16 protein-coding genes are annotated in these 18,668 nt (G+C 43.5%); 5 read left to right on the top strand and 11 right to left on the bottom strand.

Features of this window, described 5'->3' with window-relative positions:
- Nucleotides 1-176: 176 nt before the first annotated feature.
- Together ABLA76_RS00785 and ABLA76_RS00780 are read right to left on the bottom strand one after the other, a co-directional pair.
- Nucleotides 177-773, bottom strand: a complete 597-nt coding sequence (locus ABLA76_RS00785) for an NAD(P)H-dependent oxidoreductase (protein WP_348986495.1) — start codon at nt 771-773, stop codon at nt 177-179.
- 18 nt (nt 774-791) lie between these two features.
- A complete protein-coding gene (locus ABLA76_RS00780) occupies nt 792-1,637 on the bottom strand; it encodes an EamA family transporter (RefSeq protein ID WP_348986494.1) in 846 nt (281 codons plus the stop codon).
- Nucleotides 1,638-1,902: 265 nt separating this feature from the next.
- Here ABLA76_RS00780 and ABLA76_RS00775 point away from each other — a divergent pair, with 265 nt between their 5' ends.
- Nucleotides 1,903-2,403, top strand: coding sequence for a MarR family transcriptional regulator (locus ABLA76_RS00775; RefSeq protein ID WP_348986493.1), 501 nt, complete (start codon nt 1,903-1,905; stop codon nt 2,401-2,403).
- 37 nt (nt 2,404-2,440) lie between these two features.
- Here the strand turns inward: ABLA76_RS00775 and ABLA76_RS00770 are convergent, their stop codons facing one another.
- Nucleotides 2,441-4,450: a TonB-dependent copper receptor gene (locus ABLA76_RS00770; protein WP_348986492.1), complete on the bottom strand. Its 2,010-nt coding sequence runs from the start codon at nt 4,448-4,450 to the stop codon at nt 2,441-2,443.
- A gap of 63 nt (nt 4,451-4,513) precedes the next feature.
- Nucleotides 4,514-4,933, bottom strand: a complete 420-nt coding sequence (locus ABLA76_RS00765) for a DUF2946 domain-containing protein (protein WP_348986491.1) — start codon at nt 4,931-4,933, stop codon at nt 4,514-4,516.
- 284 nt (nt 4,934-5,217) lie between these two features.
- Here ABLA76_RS00765 and ABLA76_RS00760 point away from each other — a divergent pair, with 284 nt between their 5' ends.
- The gene (locus ABLA76_RS00760; RefSeq protein ID WP_348986490.1) at nt 5,218-6,549 is read left to right on the top strand and encodes an aspartate aminotransferase family protein; all 1,332 of its coding nucleotides are present in this window, start codon (nt 5,218-5,220) and stop codon (nt 6,547-6,549) included.
- A gap of 435 nt (nt 6,550-6,984) precedes the next feature.
- On the opposite strand, the gene ABLA76_RS00755 is transcribed toward ABLA76_RS00760, so the two are convergent.
- The 7 genes from ABLA76_RS00755 to ABLA76_RS00725 all read right to left on the bottom strand — a co-directional run bounded on the left by ABLA76_RS00755 (nt 6,985) and on the right by ABLA76_RS00725 (nt 14,190).
- Nucleotides 6,985-8,526 carry an FAD-dependent oxidoreductase gene (locus ABLA76_RS00755; protein ID WP_348986489.1) on the bottom strand — a complete coding sequence of 514 codons (1,542 nt, stop codon included), beginning with the start codon at nt 8,524-8,526 and terminating at the stop codon, nt 6,985-6,987.
- 12 nt (nt 8,527-8,538) lie between these two features.
- Nucleotides 8,539-8,949: a DUF805 domain-containing protein gene (locus ABLA76_RS00750; RefSeq protein ID WP_348986488.1), complete on the bottom strand. Its 411-nt coding sequence runs from the start codon at nt 8,947-8,949 to the stop codon at nt 8,539-8,541.
- A gap of 98 nt (nt 8,950-9,047) precedes the next feature.
- Nucleotides 9,048-10,334, bottom strand: coding sequence for a 4-aminobutyrate--2-oxoglutarate transaminase (locus ABLA76_RS00745; RefSeq protein WP_348986487.1), 1,287 nt, complete (start codon nt 10,332-10,334; stop codon nt 9,048-9,050).
- A gap of 36 nt (nt 10,335-10,370) precedes the next feature.
- Nucleotides 10,371-11,126, bottom strand: a complete 756-nt coding sequence (locus tag ABLA76_RS00740; RefSeq protein ID WP_348986486.1) for a cache domain-containing protein — start codon at nt 11,124-11,126, stop codon at nt 10,371-10,373.
- 34 nt (nt 11,127-11,160) lie between these two features.
- Nucleotides 11,161-11,916: a GntR family transcriptional regulator gene (locus ABLA76_RS00735; protein WP_348986485.1), complete on the bottom strand. Its 756-nt coding sequence runs from the start codon at nt 11,914-11,916 to the stop codon at nt 11,161-11,163.
- 53 nt (nt 11,917-11,969) lie between these two features.
- Complete coding sequence (locus tag ABLA76_RS00730) at nt 11,970-12,743, bottom strand: nuclear transport factor 2 family protein (protein ID WP_348986484.1); 774 nt, start codon at nt 12,741-12,743, stop codon at nt 11,970-11,972.
- Nucleotides 12,744-12,759: 16 nt separating this feature from the next.
- Nucleotides 12,760-14,190, bottom strand: coding sequence for a gamma-aminobutyraldehyde dehydrogenase (locus tag ABLA76_RS00725; RefSeq protein ID WP_348986483.1), 1,431 nt, complete (start codon nt 14,188-14,190; stop codon nt 12,760-12,762).
- A gap of 872 nt (nt 14,191-15,062) precedes the next feature.
- Between ABLA76_RS00725 and ABLA76_RS00720 the strand changes: the two genes are divergently transcribed.
- From ABLA76_RS00720 to ABLA76_RS00710, 3 genes are all read left to right on the top strand, one after another.
- Nucleotides 15,063-15,776, top strand: a complete 714-nt coding sequence (locus ABLA76_RS00720; RefSeq protein ID WP_348986482.1) for a phosphatidylserine decarboxylase — start codon at nt 15,063-15,065, stop codon at nt 15,774-15,776.
- Between the two features lie 33 nt (nt 15,777-15,809).
- On the top strand, nt 15,810-16,736 hold the full coding sequence (locus tag ABLA76_RS00715) for an arginine deiminase-related protein (protein WP_348986481.1): 927 nt from the start codon (nt 15,810-15,812) through the stop codon (nt 16,734-16,736).
- A 197-nt stretch (nt 16,737-16,933) separates the two neighbouring features.
- Nucleotides 16,934-18,631, top strand: a complete 1,698-nt coding sequence (locus ABLA76_RS00710) for an ABC transporter ATP-binding protein (RefSeq protein ID WP_348986480.1) — start codon at nt 16,934-16,936, stop codon at nt 18,629-18,631.
- Nucleotides 18,632-18,668: the final 37 nt, after the last annotated feature.

Below are 18,668 nucleotides of genomic sequence, written 5' to 3'. Positions count from 1 at the left end.
CAGCGAATTGCGTTCTTTTATTAAACAAAAATGCCAAAAATACGATACCCTGTGTTTTTATACAGCATGATAATAATTTGTAACTTGTTCGATGAAATTACTCGATAGAAAAGGGAAATGCACTCGGCTCAACTAGTTGAGCCGAGGTTATACATAAAGAACGAGATATTGTCTATTTACATACCATACAGATAATTTTTGCTTTCTTCGCCAACCTCTTCACGAACTTGCTCCAGTGCCTTAGCATAGGATTGAAGCAGTTTCAGCGTATAGTTAACACGGCTTTCAAATTTCTCATCGTTACAAATCAGATCTTTTGAAATCAAACTTTCACCATGACGGAAGACTAAATGGTCTGGCAAGAAACAGACATGGTTATTTTTAAAACCTGTCATTCGTAATTCGCAAAGAGGATAAACACCGTTAACTCCACTTGATACACTCGCCAATAATGCTGGTTTATGGCCTAATTCTGCTATAGAACAATACAATAGAAGATTCTTCAATGCCGGAGTTGACATTCCATGCCATTCCGGAGTCACAAAGATAAATGCTTCACTTTCTCTTAAATGTTGTGCAATTGATTGCCAGGGATGAGATCCCGCTGATATATCTGTTGTGTAACCATCATGTAATGGCAATTCTACATTGGAGAGTTCCAAAAGCGCTATCTCAGTAAATCCATATTCGCTACTTAATTTTTGCAAATAACGAGCTACACGTTGGCTGAGAGAATCTGGGCGTTGACTCCCTGAAATTATAGTCAGTTTCATTAATTTTCCTGTTACTCATTAGATTATAGAATTATCAGATTTTTTTGTCTGATCCCGTGGAATTGAAAGCCAAACAGCAATAATGATGGTGCATGCCCCAAACATTTGTAGTAAGGAAAATGTTTGTTTTAGAAAAAAATATCCTAAAATACAAGCAGATAAAGAACTAAGGAATCCCAGGAAAGAAATTGTCACAACAGGTAACTTTTCAATTCCCCGAAACCAGATAATATAAGAAAACACTGCACCGACCATGCATAAATAGCTGTAGCCGAGAATATTGGTTACGGTAAGATGTTGTGGTAAACCTTCGATGGAGATAGCAACAGGCAATAACATTAATCCTCCAAGAGTTAATTGCCAGCCAGTAAAACTGAGTAATGACAAATTGGTAGGGCGATTCCAATATTTAGTAAGCACAACTCCTAAAGCCATACAACTGCATCCCGCAAAGCCTGCAATAACGCCTTGCCAATTTAGGCTGGTGGTTGAATTTAATACCAATAAGCCGATCCCGATAATACCCAATATGGCTGAAATAATGTGTTTTATGGTAAGGGAGGTTTTCAATATGTAAGTGCTTAATAAAATAACCATTATGGGTTGGCAAGCCACGATTAATGAATAGAAGAAGGCACCGATATTGAGTAAGCTCAGTATCATAATACGTAACCACCAAATACCTTTAGGCATGGTACGGCAAATCAACAGTAATAATATCCCGGCGGGTAACGCTCTGATGGTAGAAGCCAGCAAAGGCATATTGAGTGGCAATACCTCTGTCGTAATAATGTAAGTACTCCCCCAAACAATTGGGGCCAATGCAGTCAGTAATATATTCTGGATAGATCTAATTTCTGACATGTCGCTGTCCTTCTAATTTATTCATTTTTATCCTGTATATACTCGATAAACTTCAAGTTGCAACCTGCCAGACGACGCGAGGCCTTATATTTCCCCGCTGCGCGGGGAAATATGACACGCATCTTGAAGTTGGATTGGTATATCACTCTATCAACGCAAAGATACCACCAGCAAAAGTATCTTTATATAAAGATACATTAAAATAATGGCTTAATTAATTTTTATCAAGTATCTTTTCATCAAAATAAATGAATAAGGAAAAAGCATGAAGTACGATCACGTTGACCGATTACTGATACAGTGGGCACAACAGCGTCCAGACCTTGATCCGTCGTCGATGGGCGTCATTGGGCGGTTATGTCGCATAAACAAAATTATTGAACAACGCTTGCAACATGCTTTCAAAGAACACGGCCTAAGTGCCATAGAGTTTGATATCCTTGCGACACTACGACGGAACAACATACCCATTACACCTACTGAACTATATCAATCCGTTATGCTAACTTCTGGAGCAATGAGTACTCGTATTGAACATATGGTACAGCGAGGACTCATTGGGCGTATTGCTAACGAAGAAGACCGACGTAGCTGCAAGGTTTTTCTGACCTCAGAAGGAAAGGCATTGATAGACAAAGCAGTGGAAAGCCATTTGGAGAACCAGAAAGCCATTCTCGAACCACTGACAGAAATTCAACAAGAGCAACTTGTAACACTGCTGCGTCATTGGCTGCTGGATAATGAATCATCTAGTGATTCGCCCTGATTGATGTCAGGGCGAGATAGGCCCAGGAATAGCAGTATTAGAACTTAATATTAACTCTGGCCCAATAAGTACGCCCAGGCTCGTTTACTGCCGTATTGCCGGAATAACCAAAGCCCTGATTACCCGCTAAGTTAAGGTGTTCGCTATAGGTTTTATCAAAAATGTTGTCAACACCAGTACTGACTTGAACATTTTTGGTCACCTTATAGGTTGCATTAGCAGATAGAATGGCGAAGTCTTTGCTACGATCAAAGTCTTTGCCTACAACGTTACCCTCATTGATTGCCACGCGGTGCTGGCTATTTACCAGACGCAGCAAACCGCTGCTTGTCCAGTCCCCATGTTTCCAGGTCAGGCCGAAACGAGCTTCTAAAGGTGGGATCTGCGGTAGTGGACGATGATTAGTGGTATTTTGCGCCCAGGAATATGCCAGGCTGGCATCGGTTTTCCAGTTTTCGTTAAACTGATAAGCAACCCCCATTTCTCCGCCCATAATGGTGGCATTCACGTTGCCGGCTATCGGATTCTTGTTGTTATAATCGAACAGGATAAAGTCATTCACTTTACCTACATACGCTGATATCCAACCTTTCAGTCGGTTATCATTATATTGCGCCCCGATATCCAATTGGGTGGTTTTTTCGGGTTTGATATTAGTGAAAGCATTGTTGCCCGCTTTACCCGAAACCAGCTCCCAGTAATCAGGAAAACGCTCGGTATAACCCATGCCGGCATAGAGCATCACAGGAGACTCTTTCAGGTTATGTTCAAGCCGAATAAAGCCAGCTGGCAGGGTTTCTTTACGTTCTTGTTGAGTAGCATATTTATACGCTGTTGTACGATCTAATCGCACACCACCGATAACTTTATTCTGGGCAGTTGCATCCCAGGTTAATTCACCAAAAATACCGTAATCACGGAAACGAACATTTTTCACCCAGCCATTTCTTTCAGCTTTAGCCATCTTACGATCGGTATTGGTTCGATGAATATTAGTTTGCATATCCACACCGCTCTGTAACCTGAAATCTTCCCATATCCAGGTTCCCATCATACGACCACCCATTGTCAGGCGATCCGGTTCTGAGGCCATTTTCATGTTTGAATGACGCATAGAATAGTTATCCATCACATGGTCGGTATAATTGTAATAAAAATTCGTTTCGAATTTATCAAACACCTCGCCAATGTTAGATTTTTCAAACCGCACGCCAAGACTTTTGCGTTTGAATTGAGAACCATCCATGCCTCGTGTGGCGTAACGCGCTTCACCATCACCTTGTCCAGCGCTTAACTCCAGTAACGTATTTTCATCAGGTGTCCAACCTAAGGCGAGATCGGTATTCCATTTATCCCAGCGGGAAGGAACGCGATTGCCGTCACCATCTTTATAATCGTTGGAGCGGGATTTATTGCCGATCAAACGGATATAACCCAGTTCGTTGCCAATACTGAGATCAGCATTACCATCCCAGCGACCATGAGAACCAATAACTGTGCTGACATTACCTTGAGCGCCAAATTGTTCAAACTGAGGGCGAATACGCTCGAAACGAATAGTTCCCGCTGAATTACCCGGTCCCCAAAGTACGGTTTGTGGACCTTTGACTAAACTCAAAACATCATAACTTTCTGGTGAAATATAAGAACTTGGCGCATCCATACGTCCACCACAAGAACCCAGTATTTCACTGTCATCAATTAACATTCTCAGACGAGAACCAAACATGCCACGGAAGACAGGATCGCCGTTAGTGCCACCATTACGGATCTGTGAAAATCCCGGAATGGTTTTTAAGTAATCAGAACCATCACTAGCAGGGACTGGTTGGCGAGGGGCTTTTAGTGAAGAAACTACCTCAAGGGGGGAAATTACCGGTGCAGTTACGGTGATCACCGTTTCATTATCGTGATCATGGGCAATGCGTTTTTCTTTTGTTTCTTTGCTATGTTCCATATTGGCAGCCCAGCCACTGGCCGGCATGGTGAGTGCAATAGCCAAAGCTGCTGTCAGAGGTGATAGACGAAATAGTTGTGTGGTAAACATAAAAAATCCCTTAATTAGCAACATTGCCATACAAACTGCGTAAGGCAAGGAAAATAGAATGGTTTATTTCAAGCAGACTGACTCATTAAGGGGTGGGGCGCGTGGTTGTGATTCGCCGTAAAACAGCCGAATAACGGGTCCAAAGAAGCGCGATACTGGTGGTGCTCGGGACGCGATGAGTGTCAATAGAATGAAAGAAACAAAACCACCTGCTAATAATGGCAGATTAATCAGAAGCTGGCAGTAACCACAAGCGATATCATCCATCAATCCCATATGGACATGATCCACACCATGATGATTCATCGTGTGTGTCGATGGCATATCAGACATAGACATGCAGTGATTTGTTCCGCTTTTTATTTCTTCACAGTGGTGCTCCAGTGTTTTTGATACCACCGGTGCAATGAACAACATCAAAATCGCCAGTAAGGCAATAATGGCGGGTGTTCGGTTCTGTGAAAAGCGAAAAAGCGATAACACGCTAATGATCCGGATCAATTTCTACGATTGAGGGCTAATCTTACTGCATTTGGGGTGGGGTTGTTAAAATATTTTTGGATTGTATATCAGTCACAAGCGTTTCATGGCATTGGTAAGTTCACCATCATTATGGAAATCCTTTGTCTACTACCATTTCATATTTTAAATTTGTTAGTTTCATTTACGTGAGTAAACTCATCACTAATGATTCGATAATTGAGGTTTAACTTGAGTATAGTTTCATTGCAAACTCTTGGTTACAACCTTGTGCGAGGAGCTATAAAATGTCAGATAGAAACTCTTTCCAAAAATTGAACTTTAAAGCACATTGGATGCCGTTCAGCGCTAATCGTCATTTTCAACAAGATCCCCGTTTGATTGTTTCAGCAGAAGGAAACTGGCTACTTGACGATCAAGGTCGTCGGATTTATGACAGTTTATCAGGATTATGGACATGTGGAGCAGGCCATTCACGCACTGAAATTCGGCAGGCTGTTTCAGATCAACTGGGAACATTGGATTATTCCCCAGGTTTCCAATATGGACACCCTTTGTCATTTAAGTTGGCTGATAAAATCACCAACCTTATGCCAGATGATTTAAATCATGTATTTTTTACCAGTTCAGGTTCAGAAGCTGCCGATACCGCAGTAAAAATGGCTCGTGCTTACTGGCGGATTAAAGGTCAATCTGCAAAAACTAAATTTATCGGTCGGGCACGGGGTTATCATGGTGTCAATATCGCAGGAACCAGTCTTGGCGGTATTGGGGGTAATCGCAAAATGTTTGGTCAGTTTATGGATGTTGACCATCTTCCACATACATTACAACCTAATATGGCTTTTACTAAAGGAATGCCTGCGGCTGGTGGCCCGGAACTGGCAGATGAACTCCTCAAACTCATTGAATTGCATGATGCCAGTAATATCGCTGCCGTTATTGTCGAACCTCTTTCTGGCTCTGCCGGCGCTATTATCCCACCACAAGGTTACTTGCAACGTTTACGGGAAATTTGTACCCAATATGATATCTTGCTGATTTTTGATGAAGTGATTACCGGTTTCGGGCGTCTGGGATGCTGGAGTGGCGCTGAATATTTCGGTGTAACCCCAGATATCCTTAACTTTGCCAAACAAATTACCAACGGTGCAATTCCTCTGGGGGGGGTGATTGCGTCCAGCAAGATCTACGACGCCTTTATGTCACAATCTCTATCCGAACATATGATTGAATTCAGCCACGGGTATACCTATTCAGGTCATCCGGTTGCCTGTGCGGCCGGTTTAGCTTCATTGGAACTGCTGGAAAAAGAAAATCTGCCTCAACAAGCTGCGGAATTGGCACCACATTTCGAACAAAAATTACACAACCTAAGGCACTGCCCAAATGTCGTGGATATTCGTAACTGCGGGCTGGTGGGGGCTATCCAAATTGCTCCACGGGATGGAGATGCAGTAGTCCGGCCTTTTGATGCCGGTATTGCATTATGGAAAGCGGGGTTTTATGTCCGTTTTGGTGGTGACACGTTGCAATTTGGTCCTATGTTCAATGCTAAAATTGATGATCTTGATCGTCTGTTCAATGTGGTGGGTGATGTTCTGTACCAAATTAAATAACAGAAACCTTCATTATTAACTTATTCTATGGGTGGTATCCTAACCGCCCAAACCCACATCAGGGGTGGTTCTCTTCTTGGTTTTATTCCCACTAATTTTCGACATGTGGCAGATAAATGAGAAGGGGAGTTAAATCCACATTGCAGTGCGGCTATAAGTTTTCGATAACAGCTAGTAATTCTTTAGAACGAAGGTTTATGGCAAAAATAAACTAACTGCGCGCAGCTTAATTTAACATAATATAGATTATGCGAACCTGTGTTGTAGCACTAATATAGTAATGTCACTTTTTGCTGCAAGAAGGACATTCGCCTTTTTTTGATATTCATTTTGGCTCGTGGTTTAAAAAATAATGAAAGACAGGCTGTAAAATGAACTTTTTCCCAGGAGGCGCTAGCGTTTTTCTCCGGCCTCCTGGCTAATGGAAATCACCACTCAGAACGAAACTATATCTGCTGGATTAAGTGTGCTTATTATCCCAAGGGCACCTTTAATCAATGGAATAGCCATCGGAGAGAGATAGGAACCTAGCGGAATCCTCGTGTGATCAATGCAGGTAAGCATAGTAAAATCCTGGTTGCGTCCGGTGAGATCGTCGCTGATGGCTTTGCCAATGCGTACCGTCTGCGCCACGCCATGTCCGCTCCAGCCATGCACCATATACACAGGGATGTCGGCACCGCTTTTGCGGGCATCGGTGGCACCGTTCAGGGTTAGATCGCTGATACCACCCCAAGAATATTCCAGTTCAGGTTTTTCCAGATGCGGGAATACGGTTCTGATACGATCAAGCAAGTAGTTGTTTACATCACGCGGTGCCCAGGAGTTGCCGGTGCCCTGTCCACCGAATAGCAGACGGTTGTCACGCACCGCACGATAATAGTCTATTTGTAACTGTGTATCGTAGACCGGCAGACCTGACGGAATAAGCTCTTTGATATCCACTGACAACGGCGAAGTTACCGCCACATAAGTGAAAAAAGGTACTGTAGTAGACGGGCCTGAGATAAACTCATCGGTGGAGCCATGTACCCCCAGGACCACTGCTTTACTCGCTCTGATAACTCCCCGCTCAGTTTCTATAACCGTGCTGCTGGCATCCTGTCTAATACCTTTCACTTTTGTACCGTCATAGACTCGTCCCCCCAGTCTGACAAAGCCATAAACCAGTCCTCGCAGCAGCGCCAGAGGCTGAACCTGACCGCCTATACTATCGACATTGGCACCGTGATAGATATTCGAACGCACATACTCTTCCTGCAATTCATGTGGCCCAATAACCTTCACGGCCCTATCTCCCAGTCGGCGTCGGGCATCGGCGTTAGCAACCAATGATCCCATATGACCTGGATGTATCGCAGCGGTAATATGACCATATTTGCGGTCACATTCAAAACCGTAACGTTCTCGAAGTTCATCCACAAGATTCATTGCTTCAATCGATGCAAAACGCCATAAGCGTTTGGCTTCATCAGGTGAAAATTTTTCCAGTATGGTTTCAGCTTCCCAGCGGGCAATTCCGGGAGTCAACTGTCCCCCATTACGGCCAGAGGCTCCCGAACCAATGTGGTCCTTTTCAACCAGAATCACATCGACGCCCGCTTCAGCAAGATGCAGCGCAGTGGAAGATCCCAGCAATCCGCCGCCAATAACAACAACCTCACAGCGCTGATCTCTGGAAAAACTCCCAAATGCTGGCCAATCAGCCAGAGAGGCCTCATAGTAGTTGGCGGGCATGGTGTTAGTAGTCATCATGTCCCTGTGCCAGTTCCAGATGCGCGGATCCAAGCCCAACCGGCTGGTTCTGTACTGTGCATCCTGCAACAGCGTCGGCCGGAGGTTAATATTGATGGCCGGGGAATCAACCGCAGTTAAGGCCTGAGCGAGCAGAGATGTAGAGGGAAGTATGGATGAAAGTACTCCCGCCCCTGCAAAAGTTGCGGCAGTAGAGATAAAATCTCTTCTGTTCATTGCCATTTCAGCACTCCTTTATGATCGGGAATTATCCGTTAACCTGGCCTGGGGTATTTCCCTGTGAGTGAATCGACTCTTTGAATCATATTTATTGCTGTCCCCCTGTCCTTTCAGAGCGGCGGAAATCAGTAAAAGAACAGTGCCGACAAAGGGAACCAAATGTAACAGTAGCCACCAGGCGCTACAATTAATATCGTGCAGACGGCGGGCATTTACCGCCAATGCTGGCAAAAATGTGATCAGTAAATAAATAGCACTAAACCACCCCATATAAATTTCGGGGTTGGCAACAGCAAACAGTCTTTCCAGAAAAGAAATGATGAGAACAGCAAGGATCTGAAACAGAACAAAATACCAGAACTCCTTACGCGGAGCCCGTCCCTTGAAACAGGCATAATTCTTTAATACATTTAAATACCAGTGCATTGTTGTCCTCTCTTATGAACCCGCACAGGTTCCTCCCTGCCGCCACGTGTATATTTCTCCTTAGTTGTCTCCGGTTAAGCGGCAGAGATAGCCCCGTGTTACTTTTCTTCTTTACAGTTCAGATCGAGCAGCACAGATTTCAGAACGTTGAGCGCCTCGTCAAAAACATCATCTTGTATGGTCAGCGGTGGAAGGAAACGAATTACATTGCCATGTACACCACACGTCAACAGAATCAGGCCCCGCTCTAGCGCCTTCTGGCGCACTGCGGTGGTAAAATCGGCATCAGGTTCCTGACTGTCCGCTCGATTAAACTCTACCGCAATCATCAGCCCAAGCCCACGCACATCAGCGATCTGTGGGACATGCGGCCGTAGTTTATGCAGACATTGTTTTAGCCGCTCTCCCAGCTGCGCTGCACGCTCGGCCAGCTTTTCTTCTTCGATCACATCCAGCACCGCATGACCAGCTGCAATCGCCACAGGGTTACCTCCATAGGTTCCCCCCAATCCCCCTGGCACTACAGCGTCCATCAACTCTGATCGCCCTGTTACAGCCGCCAGCGGAAATCCCCCCGCCAGACCTTTTGCCATTGTGGTCAGATCGGCCGCAACGTCATGATGCTCCAGGGCAAACAGTTTACCCGTGCGCGCAAAACCGGTCTGAATCTCATCGGCAATGAGTACAATGCCGTAGCGATCAGCAATTTCACGTAGGGATTTAAGCAATTCGGGAGGCGCAGGATAGAAACCACCTTCTCCCTGAACTGGCTCAATGATAATGGCAGCGACGCGCGTGGGTTCAATATCGGTTTTGAAGAGATTCTCCAGCGCGTTCAGTGTCTGTTCGACGCTGATACCGTGTAGCTCTACCGGAAATGGGATACGGTAAACATCGCTAACCAGCGGGCCAAACCCTATTTTGTACGGTGCAACTTTGCCTGTTAATGACATACCGAGGAAGGTACGGCCATGAAAAGCACCACTGAAAGCCACCACACCGCTGCGTCCGGTAGCGGCACGCGCGATCTTCACGGCATTTTCTACTGCCTCAGCCCCGGTGGTAACAAAGACAGTCTTTTTCACAAAATTACCCGGCACCAGACGATTCAACCGTTCGGCTAACGCTACATAATTTTCATAAGGCACGACTTGATGGCAAGTATGAGTAAACCGTTCCAACTGTTTTTTAGCGGCGGCAATGACGCGCGGATGACGATGACCGGTATTCACCACAGCGATACCGGCGGCAAAATCAATATAACGTTGCCCTTGAGCATCCCAGATTTCAGCATTTTCCGCACGTTCAGCATAGATTTGTGTGGTCACGCCTACGCCTCTTGCGATAGCCGCCCTACGCCTTTTAGCTAACGTAGATTCAGTCATAAGCAAAAACTCCTGTGTAATCTTAATAAGTGGGCTTCAGCCAACAAACGCCCTGTGTGATTCAGTGTGTGATGACGGTAGGATCACCAGGCGCAGAGAAGGTATTTCACTATTGTCCGATCGGTTAACATCCCGGCTCTTCAATAGCGAACCTGACCGTACTCCAGGCACAGTTGAAGTCACGACACGCGCATCGCCATTAATAATTAATGCTGGCTTACCGATGGCCCCCAGAACCGGCAGCAGTAACCGATCCAGTGTCGAGACCAGAATATCCACTGCCGCAACACCAGCAAACTCCTCACCGATAAGCACCGGATGGGCTATCGTAATCGTGTAGGCACCATTGCAGATATAATCTACATAGGGTCCGTCGATGATGGGAAGGTGACGGCTGGCCGGCTGCCGGAACCACTCGAATAATCGGAAATCCAGACGCCTGCGTTGTTCTTGATTGTGTTCCAGTGGCGCATACTGAATGGTATTCCCTTCCTGACGCCACCATTCCAGCGTCCAGTAACCGTTATCCTCCCTCCCCGTCTTCTGTATCGCATAACTGGCAAATCCCGCCCCATTACACCAAACGTGATTACGCCGTAGTACATCTTGGATATGTTTTTGCAATGTGTCGCGCTGCTCTTGCTCCAGACGAACACCTTTCGTTCGATATAACGGCAGCTCTAATAAAATACGCGCTGTCTTATCCGCTAAAGTTGTAGTAGCCCGCTGCGCGGCGATCAAGATATCGTCCAGGATATCCCTGGCTTGTTCTACGTGTATGTCGTTGTACATATGTCCCCCTTTTCCAGGGATGAATACAGTCGCATTACTCTCGATCAGATCTCTGCAAGAATGACGTATCAGTATCTATACGTAATTTGCATTCAAGCAGGTGGTCAGTAATTCGAGTAATCATCTTCTGTGCCAGCTGGTAACAGGCGAGGCCATCCCCCTTATACAGAGCGGCCAAGAGTGCATGCCAGGCGGCAGCCACCTCGCTGTGAATAGCTGCCTCTCGATACAGAAGCACCATCAAAGGAACCCATTCAGCCTGTATCTCCAGCTCTTGATTGGCAAGCCTGGCCGACTGTGCCTGTGATGCCAGGGTTAACAGACAGCGCATATCTGTCTGTATACGGGCATCCGGCTGTGTCGCGCTAGCGAAGCTGTCAATGAGTTGCTCAAGTTTTATTAGTTCACCGGTTGTTGAACGTTGAGCCGCAAGCCTCGCGCTGTGGCCAATCACTGCACAGTGAAACTCGCTGAAATCCGCCAGTTCACCTGAAGCCATCAGCCGCAATGGATGGTATTTCCGCATTATTTCAACCGAAACCTGGCACACAAAACTACCGCCATGACGTCCGCGCCGAGTATCAATCAACTGCCTGGCACGTAGTGTGTTCAGGGCATCGCGAACAGTTACCGGTGACACGCCCAGCAGCCGCGACAACTCGTTTTCGTTAGGCAACTGCTCATCAGTTTGTAATATCCCGGAGATGATCGCATTACTTAAACGTTCCACAACCTGTTCGGTTCTGGTGGCCTGATCGAGTGGTGCGTAGACGATGGAATGTGCCGTCATTTTCTAACTCCTGATTGAAATGACACAGGATTTCAGCATGTTTGCAAACAACGCTAAAAAATACCGTGACGATGCAGCGCTTGCGCATCCTCCGGTACTGGTGTGATAGCATCCCAAAGTTCAGCCACTTTGCCGTTCTCGACGCGCCATAGCTCAAAATAACTGTGACGTGCTCCGGCAATATTTCCCTCTGAGTGGGTCAGAACAAACTGCCCGTCGGCTACTGTATGGTGGATTTTTGCATAATGCAGGCCCCGCCCTTCATCTTTAAGTTGTTTAAGAAACGCAATGACCGCAGCTGTACCATCAGGAATATCGGGGCTGTGTTGGCGAAACGCCTTACCATTGGTGTAATTTCCAAACTCATCATAGTGCCCTTCGATCAGGGTCCGTGTGAAAAAATTAACCACCAGTTCGCGGTTTTTTTCTCTGTCACGGTTATGGCCTGTTTCAGTTGGGCCATCTAACTGAGTTCGTCCACTGGCGTTGGGCGCGGACTGTGGTACCAGGCCGTCCCAATGTTCTGCGATTAATCCATCGGTAACCCGGTAAAGATCGAAACCGACTAACGGCTGATCGTCTAAACCCGTGAAACGGCCGTGGATAGCAACCAGATCACCGTCTTGTAGTACACGAAATGTTTCATGATGCAGTTCAGGATGTGACTGGACCAGCTCACGCAGTCCGATAAGTCCGTCTTTGACTAGTGGAGAATGTTCAATGAAATTCGGCGCAAAATAACGCCCAAGCGCCCCCACATCACGGTCAGTAAAGAGTTCGTGGTGCGCACGTGATACCAGGTCGCGCAAAGATTTATTTTGATTCATTGTGTGTGTCCTTGTATCAATCATGGGAACTCATCACGTGTTTGATACGTGTGTATTCATCGAAGCCATAAGCCGACAAATCTTTACCGTATCCAGATTTCTTGAAGCCACCATGGGGTGCTTCTGCCGTAAGAGGAATGTGGGTGTTAATCCAGACAGTTCCAAAATCAAGCTCACGAGACAGGCGTAACGCACGGCCATGATCGCGGGTCCAGACACTGGAGGCCAATCCGTACTTTACATCGTTAGCTTTCTCGATAGCTTCCTGTTCTGTCAGGAACTTCTGCACTGTGATAACAGGGCCAAAAATTTCAGTCTGAATCACTTCATCGTGCTGCTCCAGACCAGTAATCACCGTAGGTTCAAAATAATACCCCGAACGATTGGCCTGACGGCCTCCTGTCTCAATACGGGCATGCGCGGGCAGACGCGCAATAAACCCTTTAACCTGATCCAACTGACGAATATTATTAAGCGGTCCATACAGCGCCTCTTTATCTTCTGGATCGCCAAAACGGGTGGTTTTAGCTGCCGCCACTAATTTAGCGACGAAGATATCGTGAACAGATTCATGCACCAGCACACGTGAAGCCGCCGTGCAGTCCTGACCAGCGTTGAAGTACCCTGCAGTAACGATGGTATCCACTGCTTTGTTGATATCCGCATCAGCAAAAACAACCACAGGCGCTTTGCCACCCAGCTCCAGATGCGCTCTGGTGAGATTAGCCGCCGCCGAAGAGGCAACCTGAAAACCTGCACGTATGGAACCAGTGATAGAAACCATAGCAGGCGTTTTGTGTGAAACGACCAGGGTGCCCGCGTTCGCATTACCCAATACCACGTTGAAGGCACCGGCAGGGAAAAACGGTGCGGACAGTTCAGCCAGTAACAGAGTACTCTCCGGTGTAGTATCACTTGGTTTAAGCACCACGGTATTACCTGCGGCCAGAGCAGGTGCTATCTTCCACACCGCCATCATCAACGGATAATTCCATGGGGTAACCTGCCCCACCACGCCCAGCGGTTCACGCCGGATACTGGTAGTCATATCAGGGAGATATTCAGCTGTAGCCTTGCCTTCTAAAAAACGAGCGGCACCGGCGAAGAAGCGGATATGATCCACAGACGTCGCAACTTCCTCAGAAGCAATCAGGTGTTTGAGCTGCCCTGTATTACGACTTTGCACTTCAATCAGACGTTCAGCGTTTTTTTCTATCGTATCAGCCAGCGCTAGTAACGCCCGCTGACGCGCCGAGGGCGTGCTGCGTCCCCATACTTTAAACGCCTCTTTAGCCGCTGTATAAGCATCATCAACATCCGCAGCGGTTGCATTAGGAGAACGCGCATAAAATTCACCTGTGACCGGGCTTACCAGATCAAAATATTCGCAACCGTTAGACTCAATATACTGACCATTAATGAAATGCCTGAGTGTGGGTATCGGCATGGTGACTTCCTCTCCTTATGGATTGAATGGATAAAATATAACCTATGATTTAATATATTTAACGGTTGCATTTTAGTCAAGTTTGTAGCAAAAATGTAAAAAAAGAGAAAAGTTAGATACATACATGTAACTTTCAGAGTTTCCATCAGGAAAAAATATTTAAATCTGTGAGGAAGATCTAGGATTTCATGTGGTTCATGTCATTTCGATTGACGATAAAATTTAGGCTTGTTACCACATATTTTTTCGTATTATTCTTAATTTTTTGCATATATTTGCAAATTATCTAAATTATTACGCAAATAATTTCTGCATATCTGTTTAACTTGTTCTTCTAATTTATTGCCTGACAGCCAGCAATAAGTTGGCATAAATAAAATGTGTCATGCAATTGACATTGATTTGTTGTTCTTTTGATGAGTTACCTAAAAATCAAATGTTCAAATATTAAACTCTGAATTTATTTTAATTGACTTTAACGTTATATTTGTTCATAAAAATCCCTCTACTCTAAATATTGAAATGGACTAAAAATTGACCTGAACACTTCGTTTACTTCAATTCTAATTAATTTTTTTGCCACATTTGTGATAAATGTCACTGACAGATATATATAATAAACTACCTTACTACCCATAATTTATATCATCAATATATTTATATTTAGTTGTCTATATATATCAGTCCAGTTAACTTAGGTGGAATTTTGTTTATTGACAAACAAAAAATAAACATACCCATAAAAAAAATAAAATTGAATCATTAATATTAGGCTGTAACATATCTCGCTGTAACTGTTTATATGATGTTGTTTTTTCTCTGCTTCGTGTTCTAGTTGATGAACATTTTTAGAGGTAATAATGAGTAACAAAATGAACGAAACCATTAAATCGATATTTAATGGACTCCCTGATCTTCCGCCTGAAACTTATTTTCAGGAAGGTTTTTTCAGGGACCCAGCGAGAACAATCAATACAGATGATAGGTATTTTTTATCCCCTGCTGATGGGTTCGTTATCTATAGCGGAATAATAAACCCAGGTGAAGCGATCACCGAAGTAAAAGGAAAAAAATATAGCATTCAGGATATCATCAGAGATAAACATTATGATAAACGCTCGCTTGTCATTGGTATCTTTATGACATGCTATGACGTGCATATCAATAGAATTCCTTACGATGGCATCCTGAGTTACGCGGAACATGAACCTCTGGAAACCAACAATCTACCAATGATTGATGTAGAAAATAATATTTTTTATAAAGAGAACATTGAATTAATTTATGACGACTATTTATATCTGAATCAACGAGTCGTTAATAAAGTCTACTCGCCTGGCATTAATCGAGAATACTATATGGTTCAAGTCGGTGATTATGATGTTGATACCATAACACCGTTCCATATACAACAAAATACTCCTATATATCAGGGGGATAGATTTTCAATGATCCGGTATGGTTCACAAATCGACTTAGTGATCCCTGTTACTGATGATGACGAATTAACTTCATTGGTCACTGAAAAGGAACATGTCACTGGTGGTATAACTAAGTTAGTTAGAATCAACGATAACTCTCTATAAACAAATAATATAAACTAAAATTGAGGTTTTAAGATGTTAAAGAATTCTCCCGGTATCATTTCTGATCTGAAAATGCCAGTGTTTTTATTAGCACCTCCATTTTCATTAAATACCAATGTAAGAAATAATATTTGGATGGAGGAACTGGATGAGTCCGCTATCAATGTTAACAGCAAAGTGGCTTTAAGGCAGTTCTATAAGCTATATAGCTTTATGTCATCACAATCGTTGGTCTATTTGCTGCCATCAGATACTCACCAGGCGTTACAAGATCAAGTCTATGTTGCTAACTTGGGAATTATTATTGGAGATGAAGATCCAACGGCAATAGTTGCCAATTTTGCATCAGAAATCAGAAGATCAGAAACCTCTATTGGGGTAAGTTTCTTTGAATCATTGGGCTATAAAACTGAGGTCGCTCCCTACTATTTTGAAGGTGAAGCTGAGTTAAAACATTTGCATGATAATGTACTGGTCGGTGGTTATGGAATAAGAAGTGATATTAAAACCTATGACTGGATGGAAGAAAAATTCGGCCTCAACATCGTAAAAGTGGAAGAAAGAGATCCTTATCTTTACCATTTGGATTGCAGCATATTCCCACTGGATAAAGAAAATACGCTCGTTTATACCGGCGGATTCAACAGCGACGAGCTGAAAGGGCTGGAAAAAGTAACCAACATTATCAGTATCAGTAAAGATATTGCATACAGTGGAATTTGTAACTCTGTCAGAGTCAATCAACATATTCTCTGTTCATCCAATATTAATGACCTGAAAGCAGGTACAGAGGAGTATATCTATGAAATGAACAAAAACCATGAGCTGGAAAAAATTTGCTCTAAATTGGCATTAACGCCAAAACTTTTCAATTTATCTGAATATATGAAGAGCGGCGCCCTGCTTTCCTGCATGGTTATGCATTTAAATAGATATTCTTATAAAATACAAGTAATTTAAAAATTGCGATAAGTCATTCAATAATATTGATCACATAATTTCACTCAAAATTATTGAGTTGGTTGCAATATAAAGTGTATTTTATTGTCATAGGATGAATATATTCCAAGGATGGAGTTAGTCGCTTTTTTGTAGGATGATAAGTTTTAACATGTTGTCTATACTAGTTAGATTGGTAACTTAACAGTGATCAGTATATGAAATATATTATATTCCTTTATTCTTTTATACGTAAACAAAAAGCAGCATTGGTGCTGGCTATTGTTTTTACGGTAGTGGCTGCTTTAGCGGAGGTCTTATTTCCATTTCTGGTTCAGGAGTTGGTCAATACTTTATTGAAGGATAAGTTAATTCTTTCTTTCTCCTTTAATGAATTAATTGCTTCTCTAATCGCAGTGTCACTATTGATTGTCATCAGTCACGCTATTATTATTTGGATGCAAACAATTAACGCATCAGAATTGAGTTACAATATGAGGAAATCTCTCGTCGATTCTTTCCTCTCTTTTCCCTATCATATCACCAGAAAATTTCATTCAGCGAATCTGGCATTCAGAATAAAAAATGACACTTACCTTGTATCAGATAGAATTAGAGATTTATATAGCGAATTTCTCTATGATACGTTATCCATCATCGGCCCATTTATTGCGATGGCTCTGATTGATATTAAATTGGCTGTTCTGGCATTTATGATGGTTTGTCTGATGACTTTAATCAGTAAACCAATTACTAACCGAGTGGCTGTTTATGAAAGAATTCTGCAAATTTATAACTCACGATTAACCGGTGTCATCCAAGAGTCTCTTTCTTGGATCAAATCTGTCAAGATTTTCAATTCTGAAGAATCAGAGAAAAAGAGAATTAATAATGCTAATACTAAAGTGAAAAATGTTGAGAGGATCACCGGGCTGTTTATGTCCCTATCTATTCCTCTTGGTTTTTTTGCACAGTTAGCGTCGACAATTGCCGTGCTTTGGTATGGTGGTTTGCTATTGATGGATGGAACGATAAACCTTGGTAACTTTGTTGCTGCATTTACCTATGAACAATTAATGTCTGATTCCATTAAGAGATACAGTAATCATTTAAATAAATTTGCTTCACTCAAATCGTTGTTGGACAGGGTTTTCGAATTATTGGGCGCTTATCAGCCAAATAATCGTAAACAGAGTAAACCAGTGGAAAATGGTAGTGCTAATGCTATTGATATCAACGTCAAGAAATTTTCCTATAACGACAGAGATACTTTATTCAGAGATATGAATATCTCTATACAAAAAGGAGAACGAGTTCTTATCGTCGGTGATAACGGTCAAGGTAAAAGTACAATATTCGATATCGTGACTGGCTTAACACCACTAAACGAAGGCTATGTTTCAATTTTTGGTGAGGTTCTGGATAATCCCGATTCTCAGCGTTGGTTGCAAAAATTTGGTGTGATGTCACAACAGACTCAGATTATAAAAGGCACGTTATACGATAATCTGCACATTGCCAATACAGAATCAACCAGGGAAGAGATGATTTCTGCGTTGATTAAAGCGGGTGGTAGTGAACTGTTGGACAAATTGAAGGATGGGCTAGATTCATACATTGACGAAAAAGGTTCTTCCTTGTCGGGCGGTGAAAGGCAGATTATTGGGTTAGCGCGTTTGTACCTTAAGACGCCAGAAATACTGCTATTTGATGAACCTACTACCTATCTGGATAATAGTAAAATAAACAGCTTTGCCGAGTCATTGAACAATATCGTTCGTGGTAAAACTGTGCTCATGATAAGCCATGATCCACGGGTATTTAGACTGGCTGAACGAGTTATCCGAATCGACAAAGGAAAAATAGCATTTGATGGCCCCCTACAGGAATATATGGGACAGGCAAGAACAAACTAAATACTGATCTTTCCAGGCCCGCCTTTGGCGGGCCATT

The organism is Xenorhabdus sp. SGI240, from assembly GCF_040081915.1.
Lineage (GTDB): Bacteria > Pseudomonadota > Gammaproteobacteria > Enterobacterales > Enterobacteriaceae > Xenorhabdus > Xenorhabdus bakwenae.
The sequence above is the reverse complement of the archived record's forward strand: the minus strand, read 5'-3'. Positions and strand labels throughout refer to the sequence as shown.

What these genes read in the sequence shown, in the direction of transcription:
- ABLA76_RS00730 (WP_348986484.1), bottom strand. Translation starts at nt 12,743, where the DNA reads ATGAATCAAAATAAATCTTTGCGCGACCTGGTATCACGTGCGCACCAC.
- ABLA76_RS00735 (WP_348986485.1), bottom strand. Translation starts at nt 11,916, where the DNA reads ATGACGGCACATTCCATCGTCTACGCACCACTCGATCAGGCCACCAGA.
- ABLA76_RS00725 (WP_348986483.1), bottom strand. Translation starts at nt 14,190, where the DNA reads ATGCCGATACCCACACTCAGGCATTTCATTAATGGTCAGTATATTGAG.
- ABLA76_RS00740 (WP_348986486.1), bottom strand. Translation starts at nt 11,126, where the DNA reads ATGTACAACGACATACACGTAGAACAAGCCAGGGATATCCTGGACGAT.
- ABLA76_RS00715 (WP_348986481.1), top strand. Translation starts at nt 15,810, where the DNA reads ATGTTAAAGAATTCTCCCGGTATCATTTCTGATCTGAAAATGCCAGTG.
- ABLA76_RS00745 (WP_348986487.1), bottom strand. Translation starts at nt 10,334, where the DNA reads ATGACTGAATCTACGTTAGCTAAAAGGCGTAGGGCGGCTATCGCAAGA.
- ABLA76_RS00780 (WP_348986494.1), bottom strand. Translation starts at nt 1,637, where the DNA reads ATGTCAGAAATTAGATCTATCCAGAATATATTACTGACTGCATTGGCC.
- ABLA76_RS00750 (WP_348986488.1), bottom strand. Translation starts at nt 8,949, where the DNA reads ATGCACTGGTATTTAAATGTATTAAAGAATTATGCCTGTTTCAAGGGA.
- ABLA76_RS00785 (WP_348986495.1), bottom strand. Translation starts at nt 773, where the DNA reads ATGAAACTGACTATAATTTCAGGGAGTCAACGCCCAGATTCTCTCAGC.
- ABLA76_RS00720 (WP_348986482.1), top strand. Translation starts at nt 15,063, where the DNA reads ATGAACGAAACCATTAAATCGATATTTAATGGACTCCCTGATCTTCCG.
- ABLA76_RS00755 (WP_348986489.1), bottom strand. Translation starts at nt 8,526, where the DNA reads ATGGCAATGAACAGAAGAGATTTTATCTCTACTGCCGCAACTTTTGCA.
- ABLA76_RS00710 (WP_348986480.1), top strand. Translation starts at nt 16,934, where the DNA reads ATGAAATATATTATATTCCTTTATTCTTTTATACGTAAACAAAAAGCA.
- ABLA76_RS00770 (WP_348986492.1), bottom strand. Translation starts at nt 4,450, where the DNA reads ATGTTTACCACACAACTATTTCGTCTATCACCTCTGACAGCAGCTTTG.
- ABLA76_RS00760 (WP_348986490.1), top strand. Translation starts at nt 5,218, where the DNA reads ATGTCAGATAGAAACTCTTTCCAAAAATTGAACTTTAAAGCACATTGG.
- ABLA76_RS00775 (WP_348986493.1), top strand. Translation starts at nt 1,903, where the DNA reads ATGAAGTACGATCACGTTGACCGATTACTGATACAGTGGGCACAACAG.